Source organism: Microcella sp. (assembly GCF_019739195.1).
GTDB lineage: Bacteria > Actinomycetota > Actinomycetes > Actinomycetales > Microbacteriaceae > Microcella.
The window spans coordinates 21,026-44,762 of sequence record NZ_JAHHDS010000002.1; the positions used below are offsets into that span (position 1 = coordinate 21,026).

The 23,737-nt window shown below is 66.0% G+C and carries 18 protein-coding genes and 3 rRNA genes; 8 read left to right on the top strand and 13 right to left on the bottom strand.

Annotated features, from left to right (window positions below; genetic code table 11):
- Positions 1-6: 6 nt before the first annotated feature.
- The 4 genes from KL788_RS00720 (at position 7) to KL788_RS00735 (ending at position 4,725) form a co-directional block, all read left to right on the top strand.
- Positions 7-1,119 (top strand): hypothetical protein, encoded by a 1,113-nt coding sequence (locus KL788_RS00720; protein ID WP_293167587.1) that lies wholly within the window; start codon positions 7-9, stop codon positions 1,117-1,119.
- Between the two features lie 38 nt (positions 1,120-1,157).
- Positions 1,158-2,330: a hypothetical protein gene (locus KL788_RS00725; protein ID WP_293167589.1), complete on the top strand. Its 1,173-nt coding sequence runs from the start codon at positions 1,158-1,160 to the stop codon at positions 2,328-2,330.
- Between the two features lie 63 nt (positions 2,331-2,393).
- Positions 2,394-3,545, top strand: coding sequence for a hypothetical protein (locus tag KL788_RS00730; RefSeq protein WP_293167591.1), 1,152 nt, complete (start codon positions 2,394-2,396; stop codon positions 3,543-3,545).
- Positions 3,546-3,579: 34 nt separating this feature from the next.
- Positions 3,580-4,725 (top strand): hypothetical protein, encoded by a 1,146-nt coding sequence (locus tag KL788_RS00735; RefSeq protein ID WP_293167593.1) that lies wholly within the window; start codon positions 3,580-3,582, stop codon positions 4,723-4,725.
- Here KL788_RS00735 and xerD read toward each other — a convergent pair.
- Genes xerD through KL788_RS00750 form a run of 3 tightly spaced genes read right to left on the bottom strand, consistent with a single transcriptional unit; the run spans position 4,722 to position 8,119 of the window.
- Positions 4,722-5,717, bottom strand: coding sequence for a site-specific tyrosine recombinase XerD (gene xerD, locus KL788_RS00740; RefSeq protein ID WP_428846100.1), 996 nt, complete (start codon positions 5,715-5,717; stop codon positions 4,722-4,724). The genes KL788_RS00735 and xerD overlap by 4 nt on opposite strands.
- A gap of 60 nt (positions 5,718-5,777) precedes the next feature.
- Positions 5,778-6,416 carry an NUDIX domain-containing protein gene (locus KL788_RS00745; protein WP_293167597.1) on the bottom strand — a complete coding sequence of 213 codons (639 nt, stop codon included), beginning with the start codon at positions 6,414-6,416 and terminating at the stop codon, positions 5,778-5,780.
- Positions 6,413-8,119 (bottom strand): CTP synthase, encoded by a 1,707-nt coding sequence (locus KL788_RS00750; protein WP_293167917.1) that lies wholly within the window; start codon positions 8,117-8,119, stop codon positions 6,413-6,415. Before KL788_RS00750 ends, KL788_RS00745 begins: the two co-directional genes overlap by 4 nt.
- 145 nt (positions 8,120-8,264) lie before the next feature.
- On the opposite strand from KL788_RS00750, the gene KL788_RS00755 reads away from it, so the two are divergent.
- Positions 8,265-8,747, top strand: a complete 483-nt coding sequence (locus KL788_RS00755) for a hypothetical protein (protein ID WP_293167599.1) — start codon at positions 8,265-8,267, stop codon at positions 8,745-8,747.
- Positions 8,748-8,865: 118 nt separating this feature from the next.
- Positions 8,866-9,288: a hypothetical protein gene (locus tag KL788_RS00760; protein WP_293167601.1), complete on the top strand. Its 423-nt coding sequence runs from the start codon at positions 8,866-8,868 to the stop codon at positions 9,286-9,288.
- Between the two features lie 39 nt (positions 9,289-9,327).
- Here KL788_RS00760 and recN read toward each other — a convergent pair whose 3' ends face one another.
- The 10 genes from recN to tyrS all read right to left on the bottom strand — a co-directional run bounded on the left by recN (position 9,328) and on the right by tyrS (position 22,290).
- A complete protein-coding gene (gene recN / locus KL788_RS00765) occupies positions 9,328-11,025 on the bottom strand; it encodes a DNA repair protein RecN (RefSeq protein WP_293167602.1) in 1,698 nt (565 codons plus the stop codon).
- Positions 11,022-11,945, bottom strand: a complete 924-nt coding sequence (locus KL788_RS00770; protein ID WP_293167919.1) for an NAD kinase — start codon at positions 11,943-11,945, stop codon at positions 11,022-11,024. Before KL788_RS00770 ends, recN begins: the two co-directional genes overlap by 4 nt.
- The gene (locus tag KL788_RS00775; RefSeq protein WP_428846101.1) at positions 11,939-12,817 is read right to left on the bottom strand and encodes a TlyA family RNA methyltransferase; all 879 of its coding nucleotides are present in this window, start codon (positions 12,815-12,817) and stop codon (positions 11,939-11,941) included. Before KL788_RS00775 ends, KL788_RS00770 begins: the two co-directional genes overlap by 7 nt.
- Positions 12,818-12,862: 45 nt before the next feature.
- Positions 12,863-13,039: a hypothetical protein gene (locus KL788_RS00780; protein WP_293167605.1), complete on the bottom strand. Its 177-nt coding sequence runs from the start codon at positions 13,037-13,039 to the stop codon at positions 12,863-12,865.
- A gap of 2 nt (positions 13,040-13,041) precedes the next feature.
- Positions 13,042-14,064 carry an HAD-IIA family hydrolase gene (locus tag KL788_RS00785; protein ID WP_293167607.1) on the bottom strand — a complete coding sequence of 341 codons (1,023 nt, stop codon included), beginning with the start codon at positions 14,062-14,064 and terminating at the stop codon, positions 13,042-13,044.
- Complete coding sequence (locus tag KL788_RS00790; RefSeq protein WP_293167610.1) at positions 14,054-15,052, bottom strand: hypothetical protein; 999 nt, start codon at positions 15,050-15,052, stop codon at positions 14,054-14,056. The genes KL788_RS00785 and KL788_RS00790 overlap by 11 nt, the downstream gene beginning before the upstream one ends.
- Before the next feature lie 77 nt (positions 15,053-15,129).
- Positions 15,130-15,246: ribosomal RNA gene (gene rrf / locus KL788_RS00795) — 5S ribosomal RNA — on the bottom strand.
- A 147-nt stretch (positions 15,247-15,393) separates the two neighbouring features.
- Positions 15,394-18,507: ribosomal RNA gene (locus tag KL788_RS00800) — 23S ribosomal RNA — on the bottom strand.
- A 461-nt stretch (positions 18,508-18,968) separates the two neighbouring features.
- Positions 18,969-20,491, bottom strand: a 16S ribosomal RNA gene (locus tag KL788_RS00805).
- The 16S, 23S and 5S rRNA genes sit together here, the layout of an rRNA operon.
- 551 nt (positions 20,492-21,042) lie before the next feature.
- A complete protein-coding gene (gene tyrS, locus KL788_RS00810) occupies positions 21,043-22,290 on the bottom strand; it encodes a tyrosine--tRNA ligase (protein ID WP_293167921.1) in 1,248 nt (415 codons plus the stop codon).
- A 155-nt stretch (positions 22,291-22,445) separates the two neighbouring features.
- On the opposite strand from tyrS, the gene KL788_RS00815 reads away from it, so the two are divergent.
- On the top strand, positions 22,446-23,129 hold the full coding sequence (locus KL788_RS00815; RefSeq protein ID WP_293167612.1) for a DNA-binding protein: 684 nt from the start codon (positions 22,446-22,448) through the stop codon (positions 23,127-23,129).
- Positions 23,126-23,728 (top strand): hypothetical protein, encoded by a 603-nt coding sequence (locus KL788_RS00820; protein WP_293167614.1) that lies wholly within the window; start codon positions 23,126-23,128, stop codon positions 23,726-23,728. Before KL788_RS00815 ends, KL788_RS00820 begins: the two co-directional genes overlap by 4 nt.
- Positions 23,729-23,737: the final 9 nt, after the last annotated feature.

Genomic DNA, 23,737 nt, shown 5'->3' on the forward strand with positions numbered 1-23,737 from the left:
GCCCTGGTGAGTGACGATCTCTCGGCAGTCGACGACGCGCAACTCGAGCGCTGGGCGTATGGTCGCGCGGGTGGAGACGACAACCGCGCGCAGGCCGCCCAGCTCGAACTCGCGCGACGCGCGGAGGCCACCCGCGCCGCGCAGGCCGAGGCTGAGCGCATCGAGGCTGAACGTGCGGAGGCTGCCCGACGCGCGGCAGAGCTGTCGGGCGACGACAAGACAGCGTCCGCGCATCCGCCCCTCACCGACAACGAACGTCGACACCGCAGACGGATGCTCGCCACCGGCTGGGCCGGAGTCGCCGCCGCCGCGCTCGCGCTCGTCGGAGGCGTTGCCGTGCTGAGCCAGCCCGATCCTGACCCCCTCGCGATCTTCGAGCGGCCCGCAACCGAGCGCGACCTCCTGTGGGCGGAGCGGCTGCCAGCGAACGGTCTCGCGGGCGTCACGCTCGGCCCGCGTGTCGTCGACCTCGAGAACGGCATGATCGCGATCGCCTTCCGCGCGGCAGCCGTGGCCGACGGCACGAGCACCGAGTGGGACCCGTACTGCCTGGTTGTCAGTGATCCAAAGAGACCGGACGAACTCTGGACAGTGGGAGGAGCATGCGTCTCTCCCGAGCAGTTCGCACGCCAAGGCCTCATCGCACCGTTGTCGGCGTCGGCGTCGGACGGCACGATCGGTCCCGACTCCGCTCGCTGGGGTCCGATCGGGGCGCCTCGACTCGAGCAGGGAGTCGCGGTCGACTTCGCTGACCTCGTAGGCACCAGCGTCATCGATCGCATGGTCTACACGGATCCGGAACCCGACACGAGCATCGTTGACGACCCGTCGCGCCTGCTGCTCGGGCCGACCACTCTGCTCGCAGGCGAAACTGCCGACTCGAACAGCTACGTCTTGGCATCGACCTACCTGCTGCGCAGCGAGACCGAGGGCGGCCAGCCCACATTCTGCGTGCGCGTCGGTGCCGACGACGGCACCTCGTCGACCGCGTGCGCCCTGCTCAGCGCGGTGCGACAGGCTGGCATCGACGTGCCGATCAGCGCCGGGGGCAATACCTGGAACATTCGCATCGACCCCGACGGCCCGAACCGGCAAGACACGCTCGAACTGCTCAATTGACCGTGCACTCCTCTGCGGGGAGTGCTTGACTGTGCGTCATGAGCGAGGATCCCTCGACCGCTGACCTTGCGGTGGTCGACGACGCGCAGCTCGCGGCGTGGGCCTACGGGCGCGCTTCGTCGGCCGACGAGATCGATCGCGCGCACCGCGCAGCGCTCGAGCTCGCTCGACGGGCTGAGCTCGCGGTTTCCAGCGCCGCCGCGCAGACCGCAGGCGCCCCGCGCGCCGCCGCTCGTGCTGCGGCCCCTCACGAAACCGGCACACGCACCAACGCAGAGCCGATCGAGCATGAGGACGAGCCCGAAGCCGGCATCAGCATCCGCGGGCGCATCGCGATCGGCGCGGGAGTCGCGGTGCTGCTGATCGGCGCCGTCATCGCCAGTCAGGCGCTGCTCGCCCCGCGCCCGTCGACGGCGACCTCGCTCGAGATCTTCGACCGAGCGGAGACCGCCGACGAGCGCGCACTCATTGGACTCTTCGAACGTGCGGGCGAACGGGTCAGCCTCGGGCCGCGCGAACTGGGTGACGTCGGCTTCGGCACGATCGTCGCGTACCGCTCGCTCGTCAACTCTTCGGGCGTGCAAGAGCCGACGCTCGATCTCGTCTGCGTCGCCGCCGCCGAGTTCACGCAGCGCACGCAGAACACGACGATCTCGAACCCGACGTGCGTAGCGCGCGCGGTGTTCGAGCAGCGGGGCATCACGACGACCCTCTATGGCATCGGCGGACAGTATGACGTCGAGTGGGGGCCGCAAGGCAGCGCCGAGCTCGACGTACTCATCTCTGAGTCGCAGCGACTCGTCATGGAGCCGGGCTACGAGGCGATCTTCATCGATCGGCCGGCGTCCGAGCTCGATGAGCAGTACGTCGCCGAGCAGCTGCTGCTCGAGAGCGCCGGAGTGAACATCACACAGTTCAGAACGCTCAATCCCGTCGAAGCCTTCCTCGTCGACAACCCCGATTCGCGCAACGAGGTGCCACCCGACGCCGAATGGCTCGCCGCGTACACGGGCGAAGCACTCGACGGCTCGAACAAGCGTGCATGCCTGGCGATCGTCGCCGCCGGCGAGCAACTCGAGAACAGCTGCCGTCCGATCGAGGAGATGGCCTCGGGAACGATCACGCTGCAGTTTGAGCGCGGTGATTGGCGCATGCTCACCTCGTGGGATCCCAGCGGCGACATCTCTACGTTTGCCTCAAATTCGGAGTGAGTCGAGCCTGGTGGAGTGGGTGACCCCTGGCCCTTTCGGGTCGGTGAGGGTTGACTGGCGGCTATGACATCGCCGTCCGAACCGGATGCTGAGCTCGACCATGTCGTCAGAAACCTGTTCGACGTCGAGCTCGAGCGCCTGGCGTTCGGCCGCGCTGAGACCGACGACGAGCAGCGGTGGGCGACCGCGGCGGCCGCCGAACTCGCGCGGCGCGAGGCCGATGGGCCCGCTCGCCGTGGCGACGCGGTCGAGATTGAGCCCCCTCGACCGGCACGAGTGCGCGACCAGCGTGCTTCGCGGGCGCGCGCGACGCCAACGGCCGCGGCTCGGTCGAGCAGCGAGCGCTCCCGCATCGACCGCGAGCGTGACGCCCGACCCTGGTGGCGGCAGTCGTGGGCGGTGATCGCCGCGAGCGTGCTAGCCATCATCGCCGCCACGAGCATCGCGCCCGCGCTGACGGAGACCCCGGTCGGAGCATCCTCTCTCGAGGTCTTCGCCCGCGAGGCGACCGCGCAGGAGCGCAACCTCGCCGCCCAGCTGCAGCGCGAGGGCCTGCGCCTGAGCGTGACGCCGCGCATCATCGCCGAGCGCGACGGCGACCAGGTGCTGGCCTACCGGTTCATCGTGACTTCGCCCGGCGAGCGCGCGCGCAACGAGGTCTGCGTGCTGCTGCTCGACGAGCGCGCGCTGGGGCTGCCGACCTGCGTCGACCGCCTGAGTTTCGTGAGCGACGGGATGCTCGCGACGCTCTCAGGGCAGCAAAGGCTGTTCGTCGTGCAGTGGGGGCCGACCGGCGGGCCCAGCGTCTCGGTGCTACCGCCCGACGACCCGGCGCCGCGCTACCCCGAGTCGGATGCGGCCGAGGCCTTCTTCGCGGGCGAGCAGAGCGAGGCCGATCTCGCGTACTCCGAGGCGCTGCGGGCGCTGCACCCCGACGACCGGCTCATCGTGCGCGTGCTCGCGACCACTCCGACGTGGGATGCCGTCGGCGCCCTCGTCGCCTGGGCCGACACGGGGCTCTGGTCGTACTGCGTGCACCTTTTTCAGCCTGATCTCGAGCTCGCGCCGCAGGTCGGCGCGAGCGTCACGTGCGCCGGTCTCGACGCCTTCGAGCGCGATGGCCTCGTCGCGCAAGCGCGCACGTCTGACGGCAGCCTGCTCATCGAGTGGCAACCCGACGACACCGTCATGGTGCAAGAGCTCGGCGGGCCCTGAGCACGCGCACGCGCGCCCGTGATTGACTGACCGCGTGAGCGAGCATCTCTCGGGGGTCGATGACGCGCAGCTCGAGCGCTGGGCCTACGGGCGCGCAACGACTCCCGACGAGCAGTCGCGCGCCGCGTTCGCCGCCGCCGAGCTGCAGCGCAGAACTGGTGCCGAACGAGAGCGGGCGAAACTCGCCGAGGCCGAGCACGCCGCCGCCGACGCCCACGCCCGCGCCGTCGCGAACGGTGACGTGGACGACACCGCGAGCGAGCATCCAGAATTCCCGCTGACCGACGACGAACGCCGCCACCGGCGACGGATGCTCGCCACGGGTTGGGCCGGTGTCACCGCAGCCGCGCTCGCGCTCGTCGGAGGAGTCGCCGTGCTCAGCCAGGCCGACCCCGACCCGATGGCCATCTTCGAGCGCTCGGAGACGCAGCTCGACCGAAACTGGACGCAGAGGCTCGAGAGCTGGGGTTACGGGCCCCTCACGGCGGGCCCGCGCACGATCGAGGTAGGCGACGAGTACGTCGTCATCGCGACGCGCATCTCGACCGTTCCCGATGGTCGCAGCACAGCGTGGGACTCGTACTGTCTCCACGTCGCATCACCTGCATCGACCAACGACGGCTCATGGGGGCTCAGCACGGTGTGCTCCTACCCAGAGAAGTTCGAACGCGAAGGCCTCACACTGCCCGACCGCCCCTCCCGCACTGGGGGCGGCTTCGACACCGCTTTCTGGGGCCCCGGCGGCGAACCGCGCTTCTCTCGGAATGAGCCACTCTACGAAGAGACCGGCCTCGTCAGCAGCGTGCTCGATTGGATGTCGCTGCCCATGAGCGTCGACCCCGAGTCGCCCGGTGAGAACTTCATCGACGATCCAGAGCGACTACTGATGGGGCCCGCGGTCGTGCCCGTCATGTTCGAGGGTGACGCCGCCAGAGTGTTTCGCGACGTCGAGCTCGTGACGTCGGTTTTGCTGATCAGTGGTGAGCGGCCGGCCGACGGCCCCCTGCTGTGCGTGCATGTGGCGGTGGGCGACAGCGATCCGCGCATGCCCTGCACTGATCTCACCACTGCTCGCCGCGAGGGAGTCGAGGTTCCTTTCACGGTCGATGGCCGCACCCTGGTCGTCGCCATTGCGCCAGACGGGCGCGACCGCAGTGACGCCGTGCGCCTGATCGGCTAGAGCGCGCGCGGGTGGGCGGTCGCCCAGGCCTCGCGCACGGCATCGGCCGTCACGAGCGTGTAGAGCTGGGTCGTCGCGACCGACGCGTGGCCGAGAAGCTCTTGCACGACGCGCACGTCGGCTCCGCCCTCGAGCAGGTGAGTGGCGAACGAGTGGCGCAGCGTGTGAGGCGAGAGCTCGGTGGTCAGGGATGCTCGGTGCGCAGCATCCCGAATCACCAACCACACGCTCTGCCGCGACAGGCGGGCGCCGCGCGCGCCTAAGAACAGTGCGGGAGTCGCCCGGCCCCGCGGTGAGAGCAGCGGACGCGAGCGCACGAGGTAGGCGTCGAGCGCCTCGCGGGCGTAGCGGCCGAGCGGCACGATGCGCTGCTTGCGGCCCTTACCGAAGAGCCGCACGGCATCGGCTGTCGCGCCGCCCTCGCCCATGATGTCGTCGACGTTGAGGTCGACCGCCTCGCTCACCCGCGCGCCCGTCGCGTAGAGCAGTTCGAGCAGGGCCCGGTCGCGCAGGGCGATCGGGTCGTCGCCGCTGCAGGCGTCGAGCAGGCGCTCGACCTGGTCGATCGTGATGGCCTTCGGCAGGCGCTTCGGCTGCTTCGGCGGGCGCTGCTCGGCCGAGACGTCGCGCGGCGCCAGGCCCTCCTCGGCGAGAAACCGGTGCCAGCCGCGCACGCTCGACAGCATGCGCGCGGCGCTCGACGCACTGACACCGGCGCGGCCGTCGTCGGGCTCGCGCACCGCTGCGACGAAGGCCGAGACATCTGCCTCAGTGATGCTCGCCGGGTCATCGATGTCGCGCGCGGCCAGGTGCGCGAGGTAGCGCGCGAGGTCGCGGCGGTAGGCCGAGACGGTGTGCGGCGAGCGTCCGCGCTCGAGCTGCACGTGCCGGAGGTACCGTTCGGCGGCCCCCGAGAGCGCGACAGGTACCTCGCGCTCGACCTCGTCGTTCGTTCTCGATGTCGCAACGCCCCGGTCGACGAGCCTGCCCACCGGCGTGTCGCGGCTCACCACCGGCGTGTCGCCGTCATCACCGGGGTGGGGCGACACGGCTCAGCCCCGCGAGCGCCGGGCGTGCTCGGCCAGCACCGCGGCCATGAAGATGCCATTGTGCACGCGGCCGGCGAGCACAGCATCCACCGCCTCGTCGAGCGCGACCCAGAGCAGCACGATGTCAGCTTCTTCGCCGTAGCGGTCGAAGACTGCGGGCGCGGCCGACAGCCCCGTCGCGCGAAAGACCTGAATGACCTCGTCAGACCCACCGGGCGAGGTGTGCATGGTGATGAGCGGCTGCCAGTCGGCCGCAACGAGGTCGGCCTCTTCGGCCAGCTCACGCTGCGCTGCCTCGAGCGGCGGCTCGTTGTCGACGTCGAGCAGGCCCGCGGGCAGCTCCCAGTTGCGCATCTGGATCGGGTGCCGATACTGCTGGATGCTCAACACGCGATCGTCGTCATCCACGGCCAGCACGGCCACGGCGCCCGGGTGCTCGAGAAACTCGCGGGTCAGCGTGCCGTCGCCGTAGGCGAAGTTCTCGCGGCGGATATCCCAGACAACGCCCGCGAAGGCGACGTCGCTCTGCAGCACCTCGACACCGTGGGCTTCGTCGCGCAGCGACGACTGAGCAGCCTTATCGCGCAGCGACGGCCTGTCACCATAGTCGGCGAGAGTCTCGCCGGCAGGCGTCTCGCTCACGCGCTCGCGTTCTGCACGGCGTCAGTCACCGAGACAGCCACCGTTTCGACCTCGCCAGTCTCGTCGTCGAATAGCTTCGAGGCCTGCTGGCGATCGATGGCCGCATCGATGAGCCCGCGGAACAGCGGGTGAGCGTTGGTCGGCCTCGACCGCAGCTCGGGGTGGGCCTGGGTCGCGACGTAGAACGGGTGCACGTCGCGCGGCAGTTCGACGTATTCGACGAGCGTGCCGTCGGGGCTCGTGCCCGAGAACACCAGGCCGGCCTCCGCGATCTGCTCGCGATAGGCATTGTTCACCTCGTAGCGGTGGCGGTGCCGCTCGTGCGAGACGGGCGCACCGTAGAGCTCTTCGACGATCGAACCGGGCGCGAGCGCGGCCTCATACAGCCCGAGGCGCATCGTGCCGCCCAGGTCTCCCCCGGCGATGATGTCGACCTGCTCAGCCATCGTCGCGATGACCGGAAACTCGGTCTCAGGGTCGAATTCAGTGCTGGATGCACCCGGCAGGTCGGCGACCGACCGCGCGTACTCGATCACCATGCACTGCAGCCCGAGGCAGAGCCCGAGCACGGGGATGCGGTTCTCGCGCGCGAAGCGCAGGGCACCGAGCTTGCCCTCGATGCCGCGCACGCCGAAGCCGCCGGGTACGCAGATGCCGTCGAGATCGGCCAGGTTCTTGGCGGCGCCTTCAGGGGTCTCGCACTCGTCACTGGCGATCCAGCGGATGCTCACCTTGGCCTGGTGCGCGAAGCCTCCGGCGCGCAGCGCCTCTGTGACGCTCAAGTACGCGTCCGGCAGGTCGATGTACTTGCCGACCAGGCCGATCGTGACCTCGCGCTTGGGCTCGTGCACGGCCGTGAGCAGGTCTTTCCAGCGATCCCATTGCACCTCGCCGGCGCGCAGATCGAGCTGGTCCATGATGTACGCGTCGAGGCCCTGGCTGTGCAGCATCGAGGGGATGTCGTAGATCGAGAGAACATCCACGGCATTGACGACGGCCGGCTCGTCGACGTCGCACATCAGAGCGATCTTGCGGCGGTTGGCGCTCGAGACGGGCCGGTCGCTGCGCAGCACGAGTGCATCGGGCTGGATGCCGATCGAGCGCAACATCGCGACGGAGTGCTGCGTCGGCTTGGTCTTCTGCTCGCCGCTCGCGCCCATGAACGGCACGAGCGACACGTGCACGAAGAAGACGTTGCGGCGGCCGAGCTCGTGACGCACCTGCCGTGCCGACTCGATGAACGGCTGCGACTCGATGTCGCCGACCGTGCCGCCGATCTCGGTGATGATGACATCGGGCTGAGGCTCGTCGTGCGACTGCAGACGCATGCGCCGCTTGATCTCGTCGGTGATGTGCGGAATCACCTGCACCGTGTCGCCGAGGTACTCGCCGCGACGCTCGCGTGCGATCACCGTCGAGTAGATCTGGCCGGTGGTGACGTTCGCGGCCTCGCTCAGGTTGATGTCGAGAAAGCGCTCGTAGTGGCCGATGTCGAGGTCGGTCTCGGTGCCGTCGTCGGTCACGAAGACCTCGCCGTGCTGGAACGGGTTCATCGTGCCCGGGTCGACGTTCAGATAGGGGTCGAGCTTCTGCATGACGACGCGCAGGCCGCGCGCGGTGAGCAGATTGCCGAGGCTCGCTGCCGTCAGCCCCTTGCCCAGTGACGAGACGACGCCTCCGGTGACGAAGATGTGTTTGGTGATGCGGCCGTTGCCACTGCTGCGATCATCAAGAACGCTGCGCCCGTCAGAACCTGTCTCAGAAGAGTCCGCCACGGGGTTCAAGAGTATCTCACTGCGCCGCGGCTGCCTCTCGACGCGCTGATCAGGCGGGCGTACGCTGACCGCCATGCCGACCCTGCGCAGGCCTTTTGTCGCTCGAGCAGCCTGTATCGCCCTCGTCGTGGCCACTCTCGCGACCGTGTCGGGATGCGTGAGCGGCCCACCTGTGTCGGTCGCCCTCTCGGAAGAGCAAGGAATACCCCTCGACGCGCCGGTCACCGAGCCGTGGAACGACCCCGAGTGGAGCGGCGAGCCGCTCGGCTGGGTCTCTGACGGCGGCGACACTCTGACCGTCATCACGTTCGGCAGCTCGTCGTGCCCCTACATCGCCGTCCGTATCGAGGTGCTCACCGTGAGGCAACTCGCCATCGACTTCGAGAAGGCGCCGGCCGAGGCCTGCACCGACGACCTTGCCCCTCGCACGCACGTGTTCGCGGTGCCGGAGGGGCTCGATTCGTCGTCGAACGGACTCGAAGCCGAGGTGTCTCTCGTCGACACCGCCTTCGGCCCCGCCGAGCCGAAGGTCGTGAGCATGCCGTTTGTGCAGTGAGTGACCGCATGTGCGGTGCACTCCGCCCGAGACGATGCTCTCGACGCGACGAACGAGCAGGCGTACGCTGACCGGCATGAGCAGTCTTCGCGGTTCATTCCCTCGTCGGCGCGGTGTGATGAGCGCCCTTCTCGCGGGCGCTGCTGCGCTCGTTCTGGTCGGATGCTCGTCCGCCGCCTCCATCGCCACCGAGACCGTGCGCGGCGTGCCCTCGGGCGTCACCCTGACGGACGATGAGCAGGGGGGCGAGCAGCCCGTCGCCGTCTGGACCGACAACCGCGAGACCCTCACGGTCGTCACCTGGGGTTCGTCCGGATGCCCGCCTGTACCGACCGAGCTCGAACTCGAGTCGGCCATGCTGCTGAACCTGCGCTTCGCTCCGCCGACGGCGGAGGTGTGCACCGCCGACTTCGCGCCGACGAGCCACGTCTTCGCGACGCCCGACGGCATCAGCTTCAGCGCCGTGCAGCTCGCGATGGTGTTCGAGCAGCGCGAGGGCGACCCCGTCGAGGTGACGGTGCCGATTCGCGACAACGAGTAGGCGATCGGGCGACAACGCGGCGCGTGCCGGGTTGACGCTCTAGCCGACGAGCTCGCGCGCCGTCTCGATCAGTTCACGCGCGTGCGTGAGACCGGTCTCGCTGTCGGGCAGACCGCTCAGCAGACGGGCCATCTCGGCGACGCGGTCGTCGCCGTCGAGCTGCCGAACGCTCGACGCCGTGACGGCACCGTCGCTGTCTTTCACGACGCTCAAGTGGTTGGTGGCGAACGCCGCGACCTGCGCGAGATGCGTGACGACGATGACCTGCGCCGTCTGGGCGAGCCGTGCGAGTCGACGACCGATCTCGATCGCGCTCGCCCCGCCGACTCCGGCATCCACCTCGTCGAAGACGAACGTCGGCACAGGGTCTGTCGCCGCGATGACGACCTCGAGCGCGAGCATGACGCGCGACAGCTCACCGCCCGAGGCACCGCGGCCGAGCGGGCGCGGCTCGGCGCCCGCGTGCGGCTGCAGCAGAATCGACACAACATCGCGGCCGCTCGCGGTGTACTCGTCGCGCTGCGCGACCTCGACCGTGATGCGCGCCGCCCCCATCGCCAACGCGGCCAGCTCGCCCGTGACTCGCTCAGAGAGACGGATGCCCGCCACGCGCCGCAGATCGCTCAGCCGCTCGGCGAGGGCCATGACTCGGCCGCGGTCGGCGTCGACCTCGGCGCGTAGCGCGTCGATGCGGTCGCTGTCGTGGTCGAGCTCGAGCAGCCGCGTGCTGCCCGAGTCGAGATAGTCGATGACCTCGTCGAGCGTCGGGCCGTACTTGCGCATGAGCACGCTCAGCTCTGCTCGGCGCTGCTGCACGGTCTCGAGCTCGCGACCGCCGTCGCTGTCGAGCGAGGCCAGGTACGACGACAGCTGCGTGGCGACCTCGCCCACGACGAAGCCAGCGTTGGCGAGGGCGTCGACAACCGGCTGCAGTTCGGCGTCGTGCGACGCAACCCTGTCGACGGCCCGGCGAGCGCTTTCGATGAGCGCGAGGGCGTCGCGGGCCTCGTCGAGGCTCTCGCTCGAGATCAGCTCGTGGGCCTGAGCCGCCGCGAGTCGCAGATCTTCGATGTTGGTCAGCCGATCGGCGCGCTCGGTGAGCTCGACGTCTTCGCCCGGACGCGGCGCCGCCGCCTCGATCTCGGTCATGGCGAGCCGCAGTTCGTCGGCCTCGCGGGCACGACGGTCGCGGTCGGCGACGAGCACGTCGAGCTCGCTCTGCGCGTCGTTGTAGCGCTGGAAGATCTCGCGGTAGTCGCCGAGCACCTGCTGCAGCTCGGGCCCGGCGAAGCGGTCGAGCGCCTCGCGCTGGGCCGTGGCCGATTTGAGCCGCACTTGGTCGCTCTGACCGTGCACCACGACGAGCTGCTGCCCGATCTCGTTGAGCACGCCGATGGGCGTCGAGCGGCCGCCGACGACCGCGCGTGAGCGACCCTCTTGAGAGATCGACCGGCTGAGGATGAGGGCTCCGCCGTCGAGGTCTCCCCCGGCGTCGCGCACGCGGTCGGCGACGGGGCCACTCTCATCGACGTGCCAGTGACCCTCGACGAGCGCCTGGCCCGAGCCGGAGCGGATCGCCCCGGTGTCGGCGCGGTCGCCGAGCAGCAGACCGAGGGCCGTGACGACCATGGTCTTTCCGGCGCCGGTCTCACCCGTGAGCGCCGTGAAGCCCGGGCCGAGCGGCAGACGCGCTTCGCCGATGACGCCGAGATTGCGAATGGAGATCTCTTCGATCACGTGCCGCGAGCCTCCTCGTCGATCGGACCCCGCCAGCCGTGCACGGGCAGCGCGAACTTGTTCACCAGACGGTCGGTGAAGGGGCCGGGGTGCAGTCGCGCGAGGCGAACGGGGGTTGACGAACGCCGCGCGACGACACGTGCACCCGTCGGCAGATCGAAGGCCCGACGACCGTCGCACCACAGCACGCCGACGCCCTGCGTGCGGTCAAGCACCTCGACGGCGAGCGAACTGCCCGGACCGACGACGATCGGGCGGGCGAAGAGTGCGTGAGCACTGAGCGGAACCAGCAGCAGAGCATCCAGACTCGGCCACACGACCGGCCCGCCCGCCGAGAAGGCGTACGCGGTCGATCCAGTCGGCGTCGACATCACGACACCGTCGCAGCCGAAGCTCGACAGTGGCCGGCCATCGACCTCGATGACGACCTCGAGCATGCGCTCGCGGCTGGCCTTCTCGACCGTGGCCTCGTTGAGCGCCCAGGTCTCATAGATCACCTCGGTGCCGAGCTTGACCCGCACCGAGAGCGTCATGCGCTCTTCGACCAGATAGTCGCGATCGAGGGCGCGGGCGACGGCCGAAGACAGGTCGTCGCGCTCACTCTCGGCGAGAAAGCCCACGTGGCCGAGGTTGACGCCGAGCAAGGGCGCCGAGCACCCGCGCGCGAGTTCGGCGGCACGCAGAATCGTGCCGTCTCCGCCGAGCACGATGACAAGCTCGAGATCGCCGACCCCGATGTCGCGGCCGAGCACGAGCAGTGCGCCATCACCCGCGGCAGCGCGCAAGTCGTCGAGCGACTCGGCATCGACGACCGGCACGACACCCGCTGCCCGCAGCAGGTTGACGACCTCGACGGCGGCCGCGAGCGACTCGTCGCGGCCCGTATGGGCGACGACGAGAAAGTGCCGTTCGGTCACGATGGATCCTCCTGGCTGCGGTCGATCGGGCGGGTGTCGTCGGCGGGTGCACCGGGCAGCGCGCTCGCAAGCGCGGTCGCACGGCCCCTCCATTCTGTCGGATGCACCCCGGCACCTGGCCGGAAGACGGCCAGATACTCATGATTGCCCGCACCGCCGACGATCGGGGAGGAGAGGAGCTCGCTCGCGTGCATCCCCAGATCAGAGGCTGCCCACAGCACCGCCATGATCGCATCGTCGCGCAGGGCCGCGTCGCGCACGATTCCTTCGCGGATGCCCTTCCGGCCGGCCTCGAACTGCGGCTTGATCAGCACGACGAGCGGCACCTCGGTGCCGACAGTGGCGACGATGGCCGGCAGAACGAGCGTGAGCGAGATGAAGCTCAGGTCGGCGACCACGAGGTCGATCGGCTCGGCGGCCGATACTGCTCCCCCGCTCACCTCGGCAAGCCTTTCTGCCGTCAGCGCTCGAGCGTTCTCGCCCTCGACGACGATCACGCGCGGGTCGGCCCGCAGCGCAGGATCGAGTTGCCCGTGCCCGACATCGAGCGCGATCACGCGCCGCGCGCCGCGCTCGAGCAGCACTTGCGTGAAGCCGCCCGTCGAAGCGCCGAGGTCGAGTGCGTGAGCGCCAGCGACATCGAGCCCGGCCGCATCAAGTGCAGCCGCGAGCTTGAGGGCCGCCCGGCTGACGTAGCGGTCATCTCCGTCGACCTCTAGGCGAGCATCCGGTCGCACCGCATGCGAGGGCTTCACGACCGCTCGCCCGTCGACCGACACGCGCCCTTGCTCGATGGCCGTACGTGCTGCAGTGCGCGAACGGGCGAGGCCGCGCTCGACCAGGGCGAGATCGAGCCGCTGCGTGCCGCTCACCAGACCGTCGCCGTCATCAGCGCATCGCCGCGAGCGTCGTCGCGTCGATCACGCTGAGCGGGCGGCGTCGGCGTCGGTCGCCTCGAGGCGCGTACGCAGCTCGTCGTGCAGCTGCCGGTAGGCCTCGCTGCGCTCGGTGAGCGGACGCTCGTCGATGAGAGCCAGGCGCGAGAGCAGAGCCTCGTCGACCTCGGCGTGCACCGCCTCAGGGGCGTCATCGGTCATGGTCACGACACTACCGCGAGGTGCATGAGCTGCTCATCGACGTCGAGCCCGTAGATCTGCAGCCCCGAGGCGTAGATCGCGGCGGCACCCGCGCGCAGCAGATCGAGCTCGTCTGAGCCGGCGCGGGCCACGCGCACGACGTGCTGCTTCATGCGCACGACCGCCTTGCCGACCTCGACCGTGCGAACCCCATCGGCATCCACGGTGCTCGTGACGGCCGGGTAGGGGGTGAAGAGCTCGCGCAGGTCGCCGAGAATGTAGTCGGGCTGCATCGTGGCCGGCGCCGCGAGCACCTGCTTCGCGCGGTCGATGCCCGTGAGTACCAGTGCCGTCTCGAGCCCTGCGCGCTTGCCGCCCATGATGTCAGTGTCGAGGCGATCGCCCACCACGAGGGGGTTCGTCGCTCCGAAGCGCTCAGTCGCGACCTCGAAGATCGCAGCCTCGGGCTTGCCCGCGAAGACAGGTAGTCGGCCGACGGCGAGGTGCACGGCCGACACGAGCGTGCCGTTGCCCGGCGCGATGCCGCGGGCCACGGGAATAGTCCAGTCGGTATTCGTCGCGACCCACGGAATGCCCGTGTGCAGCGCGAACGACGCCTCGGCCAGGTGCTCCCACCCGACATGCGGGGCGAAACCCTGAATCACGGCCGCGGGGTGGTCGTCGGCCGAGCGCGTGATGGCGAAACCTGCATTCTCGAGCTCGTCGACGAGCCCGTCTCCGCCGACGACCAGGATGCGCGCTCCGGGCTCGACGAGCGTGGCGAGCACGCGCACTGCGGCCTGGGGGCTCGTGACGACATCGGCCGCATCGACCGTCAGGCCGAGCTCGCGCAAGTGCTGCGCAACCTGCTCGTCGGTGCGCGAGGCGTTGTTGGTGATGTAGCCGACGCGCAGGTCGTTCGCCGCGCGCGTGATGCTCTCGACCGCGTGGTCGATCGCGCCCGGTCCGGTGTAGACGACACCGTCGAGGTCGAGCAGCAGAGCGTCTCGGCCGGTCAACGGCGTCGGGCGCGACCTACCGAGCATCGGCGTTTCCCGAGTCGCCGCCCTCAGAGTCACTCGACTCCGCGCGATCGAGCACCTCGTCGTCGTCGAGCTCGACGATCTCGATTGTCTCGTCGCCGTCGACCGCGTCAACTGCGGCCAGTGCATCCGCGGCGAGATCGGCGCGGCGGCCCCACTCGGCTGCCTCGTCGGCGCGTCCGAGCTCGTCGAGCACGACGGCATAGGCATCGAACAGGGCGGGGCTGTAGCTGAAGGCCTTCGACGGGTCGAGCTGCGGAATCTCGAGCTCGTCGAGTGCCGCCTGCGTCTGACCGAGGTCGAGGCGCGCGCCCGACATCGCGATCGCGAGTTCAACTCTCGTGGGAACGGTGAGCTCGCGTCGATCGACCGACCGACCCAGCTCGAGTGCCTTTTCGGGGCGCCCGAGGCCGCGTTCGCAGTCGACCATCATGGGCAGCTGCTCGTTCGAGCCGGAGATGCGTCGGTAGGTGCGAAGCTCGCGCAGAGCGAGCGCGAAATCGCCGACGGCATACGCGGTGATGGCCAACGACTCGCGGGTCACCGCAATGCGGCCGGCCCGTCGCGCGGCAGCCTGAGCGTGACGATGCGCGAGCGGCGTGTCGGTGTCGATGAGTGATGCCGCCATCACGAGGTGCTGCGCCACCCGATCGGCGTTCTCCTTCGCCAGCGTGCGCAGCTCGTTGCGCGCGATGCGGTCGAGCTCTTTGCCGGTGATCTCTTCGGGAATCGGCGGGTCGTCGTGACGAGGACGATCGTTGTCACCCTCGGGCCGGTTCGGACGATCGGGTCGGGATGCGCCCGCCGGCCGTGCACCGCGGTACCCCGCGCCGGCACCCTGGGGCTTACCGGATCGCTGGGGCTGCCCGTCGCGCCGCGGCGCGCCATCACGCTTCGGGGCACCGTCGCGCTTCGGCGCACCATCACGTCTCGGGGCACCCTCACGGCGCGGGCGATCGTCGCCGGTCGAGCGATGCGGGCGATCAGCCATGGTGTGCTCCTCGAGCTCAAGAATCGTTCGTTAACGCGAAATGGCCACCCATTGCTGGGTGGCCATCTCACAAAGAAGTCCGGCGGTGTCCTACTCTCCCACGAGGTCACCCTCGCAGTACCATCGGCGCAGAAGGTCTTAGCTTCCGGGTTCGGAATGTAACCGGGCGTTTCCCCTTCGCTATGGCCGCCGAAACACTATTGATTTATCAGTAGTTTACGGACAGTCATGCATAAGCACTGTGGATACAGTGATGCAGTTCTGTGCGTAGTTCTCGACCGTAAATCGAGAACCACAAAGTGGACGCGAGCAACAAACTCAGTTCTCTCAAAGAGAGGGGTGTTGTCAAGTTATCGGCTTATTAGTACAGGTCAGCTGCAAGGGTCTTTAGTCCCCTCTTCCACATCCTGCCTATCAACCCAGTAATCTGGCTGGGAGCCTCTCACCCGAAGGTATGGAAGTCTCATCTTGAGGCCGGCTTCCCGCTTAGATGCTTTCAGCGGTTATCCATCCCGAACGTAGCTAATCAGCGGTGCTCCTGGCGGAACAACTGACACACCAGAGGTTCGTCCAACCCGGTCCTCTCGTACTAGGGTCAGATCCTCTCAAACTTCCTACGCGCGCAGCGGATAGGGACCGAACTGTCTCACGACGTTCTAAACCCAGCTCGCGTACCGCTTTAATGGGCGAACAGCCCAACCCTTGGGACCTACTCCAGCCCCAGGATGCGACGAGCCGACATCGAGGTGCCAAACCATGCCGTCGATATGGACTCTTGGGCAAGATCAGCCTGTTATCCCCGAGGTACCTTTTATCCGTTGAGCGACAGCGCTTCCACAAGCCACTGCCGGATCACTAGTCCCGACTTTCGTCCCTGCTCGACCTGTCAGTCTCACAGTCAAGCTCCCTTGTGCACTTACACTCGACACCTGATTGCCAACCAGGTTGAGGGAACCTTTGGGCGCCTCCGTTACTTTTTGGGAGGCAACCGCCCCAGTTAAACTACCCACCAGGCACTGTCCCTGAACCGGATTACGGTTCGAAGTTAGATATCCAGAGTGACCAGAGTGGTATTTCAACAACGACTCCACCGACACTAGCGTGCCAGCTTCACAGTCTCCCACCTATCCTACACAAGCCACACCGAACACCAATACCAAGCTGTAGTAAAGGTCACGGGGTCTTTCCGTCCTGCTGCGCGTAACGAGCATCTTTACTCGTAGTGCAATTTCGCCGAGTTCGCGGTTGAGACAGCTGGGAAGTCGTTACGCCATTCGTGCAGGTCGGAACTTACCCGACAAGGAATTTCGCTACCTTAGGATGGTTATAGTTACCACCGCCGTTTACTGGGGCTTAAATTCGCAGCTTCGCTTACGCTAACCGCTCCTCTTAACCTTCCAGCACCGGGCAGGCGTCAGTCCGTATACATCGTCTTGCGACTTAGCACGGACCTGTGTTTTTAGTAAACAGTCGCTTCCCACTGGTCTCTGCGGCCTTCATCGCTCCAGGAGTAAATCCCTTCACGAGTCCGGCCCCCCTTCTCCCGAAGTTACGGGGGCATTTTGCCGAGTTCCTTAACCACGATTCTCTCGATCTCCTTGGTATTCTCTACCTGACCACCTGAGTCGGTTTGGGGTACGGGTGACTAAAACCTCGCGTCGATGCTTTTCTTGGCAGCATAGGATCACTGATTTCCCCCGTGAGGGGTACGCATCGGATCTCAGGCTTTGTGAGAGACGGATTTGCCTATCTCTCGCCCTACATCCTTACACCGGGACAACCATCGCCCGGCTCAGCTACCTTCCTGCGTCACACCTGTTAATACGCTAACCGCACCAGCATAGGGTCGAGTGCTAGCCCCGGAGCTCCTCCCCGAAGGGATCGGTCACCGGTATTCGGACTCTTAGCATTACTGGATTAGCTTGGGCGGTTTTTCGTCAGTACGGGAATATCAACCCGTTGTCCATCGACTACGCCTGTCGGCCTCGCCTTAGGTCCCGACTTACCCAGGGCGGATTAACCTGGCCCTGGAACCCTTGGTCTTTCGGAGGACGGGTTTCTCACCCGTCTTTCGCTACTCATGCCTGCATTCTCACTCGTGTGGCCTCCACGGCTGGTTCACACCGCCGCTTCGCTGGCCACACGACGCTCTCCTACCGATCCGTACGGCTGGACCACGAAGGCCTACCAAATATACGAATCCTACGACTTCGGTGGCGTGCTTGAGCCCCGTTACATTGTCGGCGCGGAATCACTTGACCAGTGAGCTATTACGCACTCTTTCAAGGGTGGCTGCTTCTAAGCCAACCTCCTGGTTGTCTGTGCAACTCCACATCCTTTCCCACTTAGCACGCGCTTAGGGACCTTAGTCGGTAGTCTGGGTTGTTTCCCTCTCGACGATGAAGCTTATCCCCCACCGTCTCACTGCTGCGCTCTCACTTACCGGCATTCGGAGTTTGGCTGACGTCAGTAACCTTTTGGGGCCCATCGGCCATCCAGTAGCTCTACCTCCGGCAAGAAACACGCAACGCTGCACCTAAATGCATTTCGGAGAGAACCAGCTATCACGAAGTTTGATTGGCCTTTCACCCCTATCCACAGCTCATCCCCTCAGTTTTCAACCTAAGTGGGTTCGGTCCTCCACGACGTCTTACCGTCGCTTCAACCTGGCCATGGATAGATCACTTCGCTTCGGGTCTAGGACATGCGACTGAATCGCCCTATTCAGACTCGCTTTCGCTACGGCTACCCCTCTCGGGTTAACCTCGCCACATATCGCTAACTCGCAGGCTCATTCTTCAAAAGGCACGCCGTCACAGCTGCTAGGGCTGCTCCGACGGTTTGTAAGCAAACGGTTTCAGGTACTATTTCACTCCCCTCCCGGGGTACTTTTCACCTTTCCCTCACGGTACTTGTCCGCTATCGGTCATCTGGGAGTATTTAGGCTTATCAGGTGGTCCTGACAGATTCACACGGGATTTCTCGGGCCCCGTGCTACTTGGGATACTCTCCGGGCCATTACGACATTTCGACTACGGGGTTGGCACCCTCTGTGACTGGCCTTTCAAGACCATTCGTCTATATCGCGCTGTAACCCTTGTAGATCGGCAGATCTACGGGAAAGTCCCGCAACCCCGACCATGCAACGCCTGCCGGCTATCACACATGATCGGTTTAGCCTCTTCCGGGTTCGCTCGCCACTACTACCGGAATCACGGTTGTTTTCTCTTCCTGTGGGTACTGAGATGTTTCACTTCCCCACGTTCCCTCTACCCGCCCTATATATTCAGGCGGGAGTCACTAGGTCGCACAAGTACGCCCAGCGGGGTTTCCCCATTCGGAAATCCTCGGCTCAAAGCTCGCTTATCAGCTCCCCGAGGCTTATCGCAGATTGCTACGTCCTTCTTCGGCTCCAGATGCCAAGGCATCCACCGTTTGCTCTTAGAAACTTGACTACATGAGTTTGAATCGATCGTGCGCCTGCAGCCCGAAAGCTGCCGACGCGTGACCAATGATCTATATCTCTTTCGAGATGTTTGATCGTAGAAATGAGATCTTGCGATCTCAGTTCTAAGATGCTCGCGTCCACTGTGTAGTTCTCAACATACGGTCGGTACCGCTCCTGACGACGACCCCGAAGGGTGCTTTCTAGTCGATCAGACCGCGGTCCGAGGAATCGATACCCGCACCCTCTCCCAGTGGAGAGCTGTGCGAGGCCCGGTCCCTCAGGACCCAACAGCGTGCATGTGGTCAGTTCGAAGTCAGCAGCCGTTCCATCCCCGAAGGGAGTACTGAGCTGCCGGCTCTCGCCGACCACCAAAGTCAATGTTCCACCCATGAGCTACCAGCTGAAGACAGAGCTTCAGATCTGGCTTCTGGCTGCACTCACCGAAGTGAGGCAGCAGATGCTCCTTAGAAAGGAGGTGATCCAGCCGCACCTTCCGGTACGGCTACCTTGTTACGACTTAGTCCTAATCACCGATCCCACCTTCGACAGCTCCCTCCTTGCGGTTGGGCCACTGGCTTCGGGTGTTACCGACTTTCATGACTTGACGGGCGGTGTGTACAAGGCCCGGGAACGTATTCACCGTGGCGTTGCTGATCCACGATTACTAGCGACTCCAACTTCATGAGGTCGAGTTGCAGACCTCAATCCGAACTGAGACCGGCTTTTTGGGATTCGCTCCACCTTACGGTATTGCAGCCCTTTGTACCGGCCATTGTAGCATGCGTGAAGCCCAAGACATAAGGGGCATGATGATTTGACGTCATCCCCACCTTCCTCCGAGTTGACCCCGGCAGTCTCCCATGAGTTCCCACCATTACGTGCTGGCAACATAGGACGAGGGTTGCGCTCGTTGCGGGACTTAACCCAACATCTCACGACACGAGCTGACGACAACCATGCACCACCTGTTTACGAGTGTCCAAAGAGTTGACTATTTCTAGCCCGTTCTCGTATATGTCAAGCCTTGGTAAGGTTCTTCGCGTTGCATCGAATTAATCCGCATGCTCCGCCGCTTGTGCGGGCCCCCGTCAATTCCTTTGAGTTTTAGTCTTGCGACCGTACTCCCCAGGCGGGGAACTTAATGCGTTAGCTGCGACACGGAGACCGTGGAATGGTCCCCACATCTAGTTCCCAACGTTTACGGCATGGACTACCAGGGTATCTAATCCTGTTCGCTCCCCATGCTTTCGCTCCTCAGCGTCAGTTACGGCCCAGAGATCTGCCTTCGCCATTGGTGTTCCTCCTGATATCTGCGCATTCCACCGCTACACCAGGAATTCCAATCTCCCCTACCGCACTCTAGTTTGCCCGTACCCACTGCAGGCGCGAGGTTGAGCCTCGCGTTTTCACAGCAGACGCGACAAACCGCCTACGAGCTCTTTACGCCCAATAATTCCGGACAACGCTTGCACCCTACGTATTACCGCGGCTGCTGGCACGTAGTTAGCCGGTGCTTTTTCTGCAGGTACCGTCACTTTCGCTTCTTCCCTGCTAAAAGAGGTTTACAACCCGAAGGCCGTCGTCCCTCACGCGGCGTTGCTGCATCAGGCTTGCGCCCATTGTGCAATATTCCCCACTGCTGCCTCCCGTAGGAGTCTGGGCCGTGTCTCAGTCCCAGTGTGGCCGGTCACCCTCTCAGGCCGGCTACCCGTCGTCGTCTTGGTGAGCCGTTACCTCACCAACTAACTGATAGGCCGCGAGTCCATCCTTGACCGAAATTCTTTCCAGCTGATGACCATGCGGTCTCAGCTCGTATCCGGTATTAGACGTCGTTTCCAACGCTTATCCCAGAGTCAAGGGCAGGTTACTCACGTGTTACTCACCCGTTCGCCACTAATCCACCAGAGCAAGCTCCGGCTTCATCGTTCGACTTGCATGTGTTAAGCACGCCGCCAGCGTTCGTCCTGAGCCAGGATCAAACTCTCCGTAAATGTTTGATTGCACGACGGCCCGAAGGCTGCCGGCACATCTAGTGTCACCACCGGACCGAGGTCTGAGTGGCGACGAGTTTGTCTGACTGAAGTTCGAATATCTACTGACATTCTTGTTTCAATCCAAAGGAATCTCATACGGTTGGTCGAAACCAACCGTCGAGGTTGTTTGGCATTGACTTAGTGCACGCTGTTGAGTTCTCAAGGATCGGGCGCTCCAGACCTTCGGCTTCTCAGCCGTCGCAACTGGGCAACTTCGCTAAACTATCTGCCCGCAGGTGCCGATGCAAATCGGTGACCTCAGAGAACTGAGCCCGATCTGGGTGATCGACACTGGAGGGCAGAGTGTCATCCTACTTGGCGATGAGCGCACCAGCAAGTGGCTGCTCTGTCTTGGAGGATGTGTCCCGCTTGAGGTTGCGCCCCGCCTCTCGGCTGGCGGCACCTTTGGGGTGACGAGTTAGAACATTACGGTTCGTTCGGGTGCAGGGCAACTTTGACCGAATCCCGGGCGTGTCGCGCTGAAAACCGCGCCTCCGATCACGCTCGACTCACCGCAGAATCAGGCCGGCGAGGGTCTTCTTTCCGCGGCGCAGCACGGCCGCACGGCCCGCGAGCGCCGCGCCCTCGAGGGTCTGGTCGTCGGTCGACACCGCGACGTTGTTGAGCGAGACCCCGCCCTGCGCGATCGCGCGCCGCGCTTCGCCTGCGCTCGCGCAGAGCCCTGTGGCGACGAGAGCATGCACGACGGTGTCAGACTCGCCCAGTTCGGCCCGGGGCAGCTCGGCGATGACCGCGGCGAGGGTCTCAGCATCCAGTGCCGTGAGATCTCCCTGCCCGAAAAGGGCCTGCGATGCCGCGATCGCGGCGTCGACCGAAGCCGCGCCGTGCACGAAGCCCGTGACCTCGAGCGCCAGGCGCTTCTGCGCCGCGCGACGGAAGGGTTCGTCGCGCACGAGTTCGGCGTAGCGCTCGATCTCGGTCCGTGGCAGGAACGTGAAGACCTTGAGCCGGTCGATCACGTCGGCATCGTCGGTGTTGAGCCAGAACTGGTACATCGCGTAGGGGCTCGTCATCGCAGGGTCGAGCCAGATGGCATTGCCCTCGCTCTTGCCGAACTTGCGCCCATCGGCGTTCGTGACGAGCGGGGTGCCGATCGCGTGCACGGTCGCCCCCTCGGCTTTGCGCACGAGGTCGACGCCGCTCGTGAGATTGCCCCATTGGTCGCTGCCGCCGGTCTGCAGCACGCAGCCGTAGTCGAGGTGCAGGCGCCGAAAGTCGAGGCCCTGCAAGATCTGGTAGCTGAACTCGGTGTAGCTGATGCCCTCGTCGCTGTTGAGGCGCGCGCTCACGGCGTCTTTCTTGAGCATCGTGCCGACGCGGTAGTGCTTGCCGATGTCGCGCAAGAACTCGATCGCGCTCATCGGCGCCGTCCAGTCGAGGTTGTTGACGAGCTGCGCGGCATTCGACCCCTCGAAGGAGAGGAAGCGCGACACTTGGCGCTGCAGGTAGCCCACCCATTCCGCGACCACGGCCTCGTCGTTCAGGGTGCGCTCTGAGGTGGGCTTGGGGTCGCCGATGAGCCCGGTCGATCCGCCGACGAGCCCGAGGGGCCGATGCCCTGCGAGCTGCAGGCGGCGCATGAGCAGCAGCTGCACCAGGTTTCCGAGGTGCAGGCTCGGGGCGGTCGGGTCGAAACCGCAGTAGTAGGTGATCGGCGGGCCGTCGAGCAGCTCACGCAGAGCATCCGCGTCGGTCGAGACGTGCACGAGTCCGCGCCAGACGATCTCGTCCCACATGCTCGCGAACGACGGGTCGTTCTGCGGGGGCGTGAGAGTCGCGGTGGCAGGGGTCTCGGTGTCAGAAGCGGGGCCGGCGGTCACCGCGCCAGCGTATCAGCGGCGCGACTGCCGCTTCGCCGAATCAGCCTTGTATGCTTGATGAGGTAGGAATCATGCTGAGGGGGTTGATGGTGCAGACGATGTACGTGCTCATTGCCGACCAGGTCGGCAGCCGAGGCGACGTCGACCGGGTCGCCGGTGCACTCGACGAGTTGACCGAGAGATTCGGCACCACCTACGCTCTCGCGCCCGAGCGCACCGCCGGCGACGAGCTGCAAGCGCTCACCAATGATGCGGCGTGCGCCCTCGAATCTGCCCTGCACCTGCTGCGTTCGCCGCACTGGCGAGTGGGCATCGGAGCGGGGCTTGTGCGGCTGCCCCTGCCGACGAGCGTGCGCGAGGCGAGCGGACCCGCGTTCACCTCGGCTCGAGCGGCGGTCGAACGCGCAACGACGCGCTCGACACGGTTCGCCGCCGTCGGCGCCGAACGCCTCGCGGACCCCGTGCACGACTGGGCGTCGCTCGTCGACCTGCTGCTCGCCCAGCGGACGCGTTGGAGCGCGCAGGGGTGGGAGCTGCATGACCTGCTCGAGCAGGGTCTGACGCAAGCCGAAGCGGCGACCCGACTCGGCATCACTCCGCAGGCCGCCAGCAAACGAGCGCGCGCGGCCGGACTTCGCATCGACGCGGATGCTCGCCGCGCGCTCCCCCGCCTCGTGACCGTGGTCGGCGGTACGGTGGAAGGCCCGGCGGCGACCGCTGCCACCGGGACCACGATCGACGAAGGAGCGTCATGAGCCTGCTGCCACCGCTGCTGAACGACCTCATCGCGATGGCGTCGTGGAGCGCCGTGGCCGCGTTGCTGCTGCTCGTCGCGGTGCTCGCCCTGCTCGCCACGGCCACCGAGCGATCGTCGCTCGTTCTTCCGGCGATCGTCGTCGTCGGTATCGGCGCCTACGCCCTGCTGCTCGGGTTCGAGCCGACACCGCCCGGCGCTCTCGGGCCGCTCATCGCGCTCGGCCTCGCCCTCATCGGCATCGTCGCGGGCGGCCCGCTCGCGACCCTCGTGCTCGCGGCCGCCACTCGTGGTGGTGCCCCCGACGGCGACCACGGCGGCATCATCGTGCCCGTGGCCACCGGAGGCACCGCCCGCACCAAGCCCTCGACGCGCGAGGTGCTGCGCGGCGGCCTCACGATCGGCTATCTCGAGCGCGTCATCGTCGTCGCGGCCGTGCTCGTCGGCCGGTGGGAGCTGCTCGCCGGCCTCATCGCGATCAAGGGTCTCGGGCGGTTTCGCGACCTCGACGCCGGCGCAGCCACCGAGCGCTTTATCATCGGCACGCTCGTGAGCCTCACGTGGGCGGGGCTCTGCGGTGCACTCATCGTGTTGGCGTGACCCGCGGGC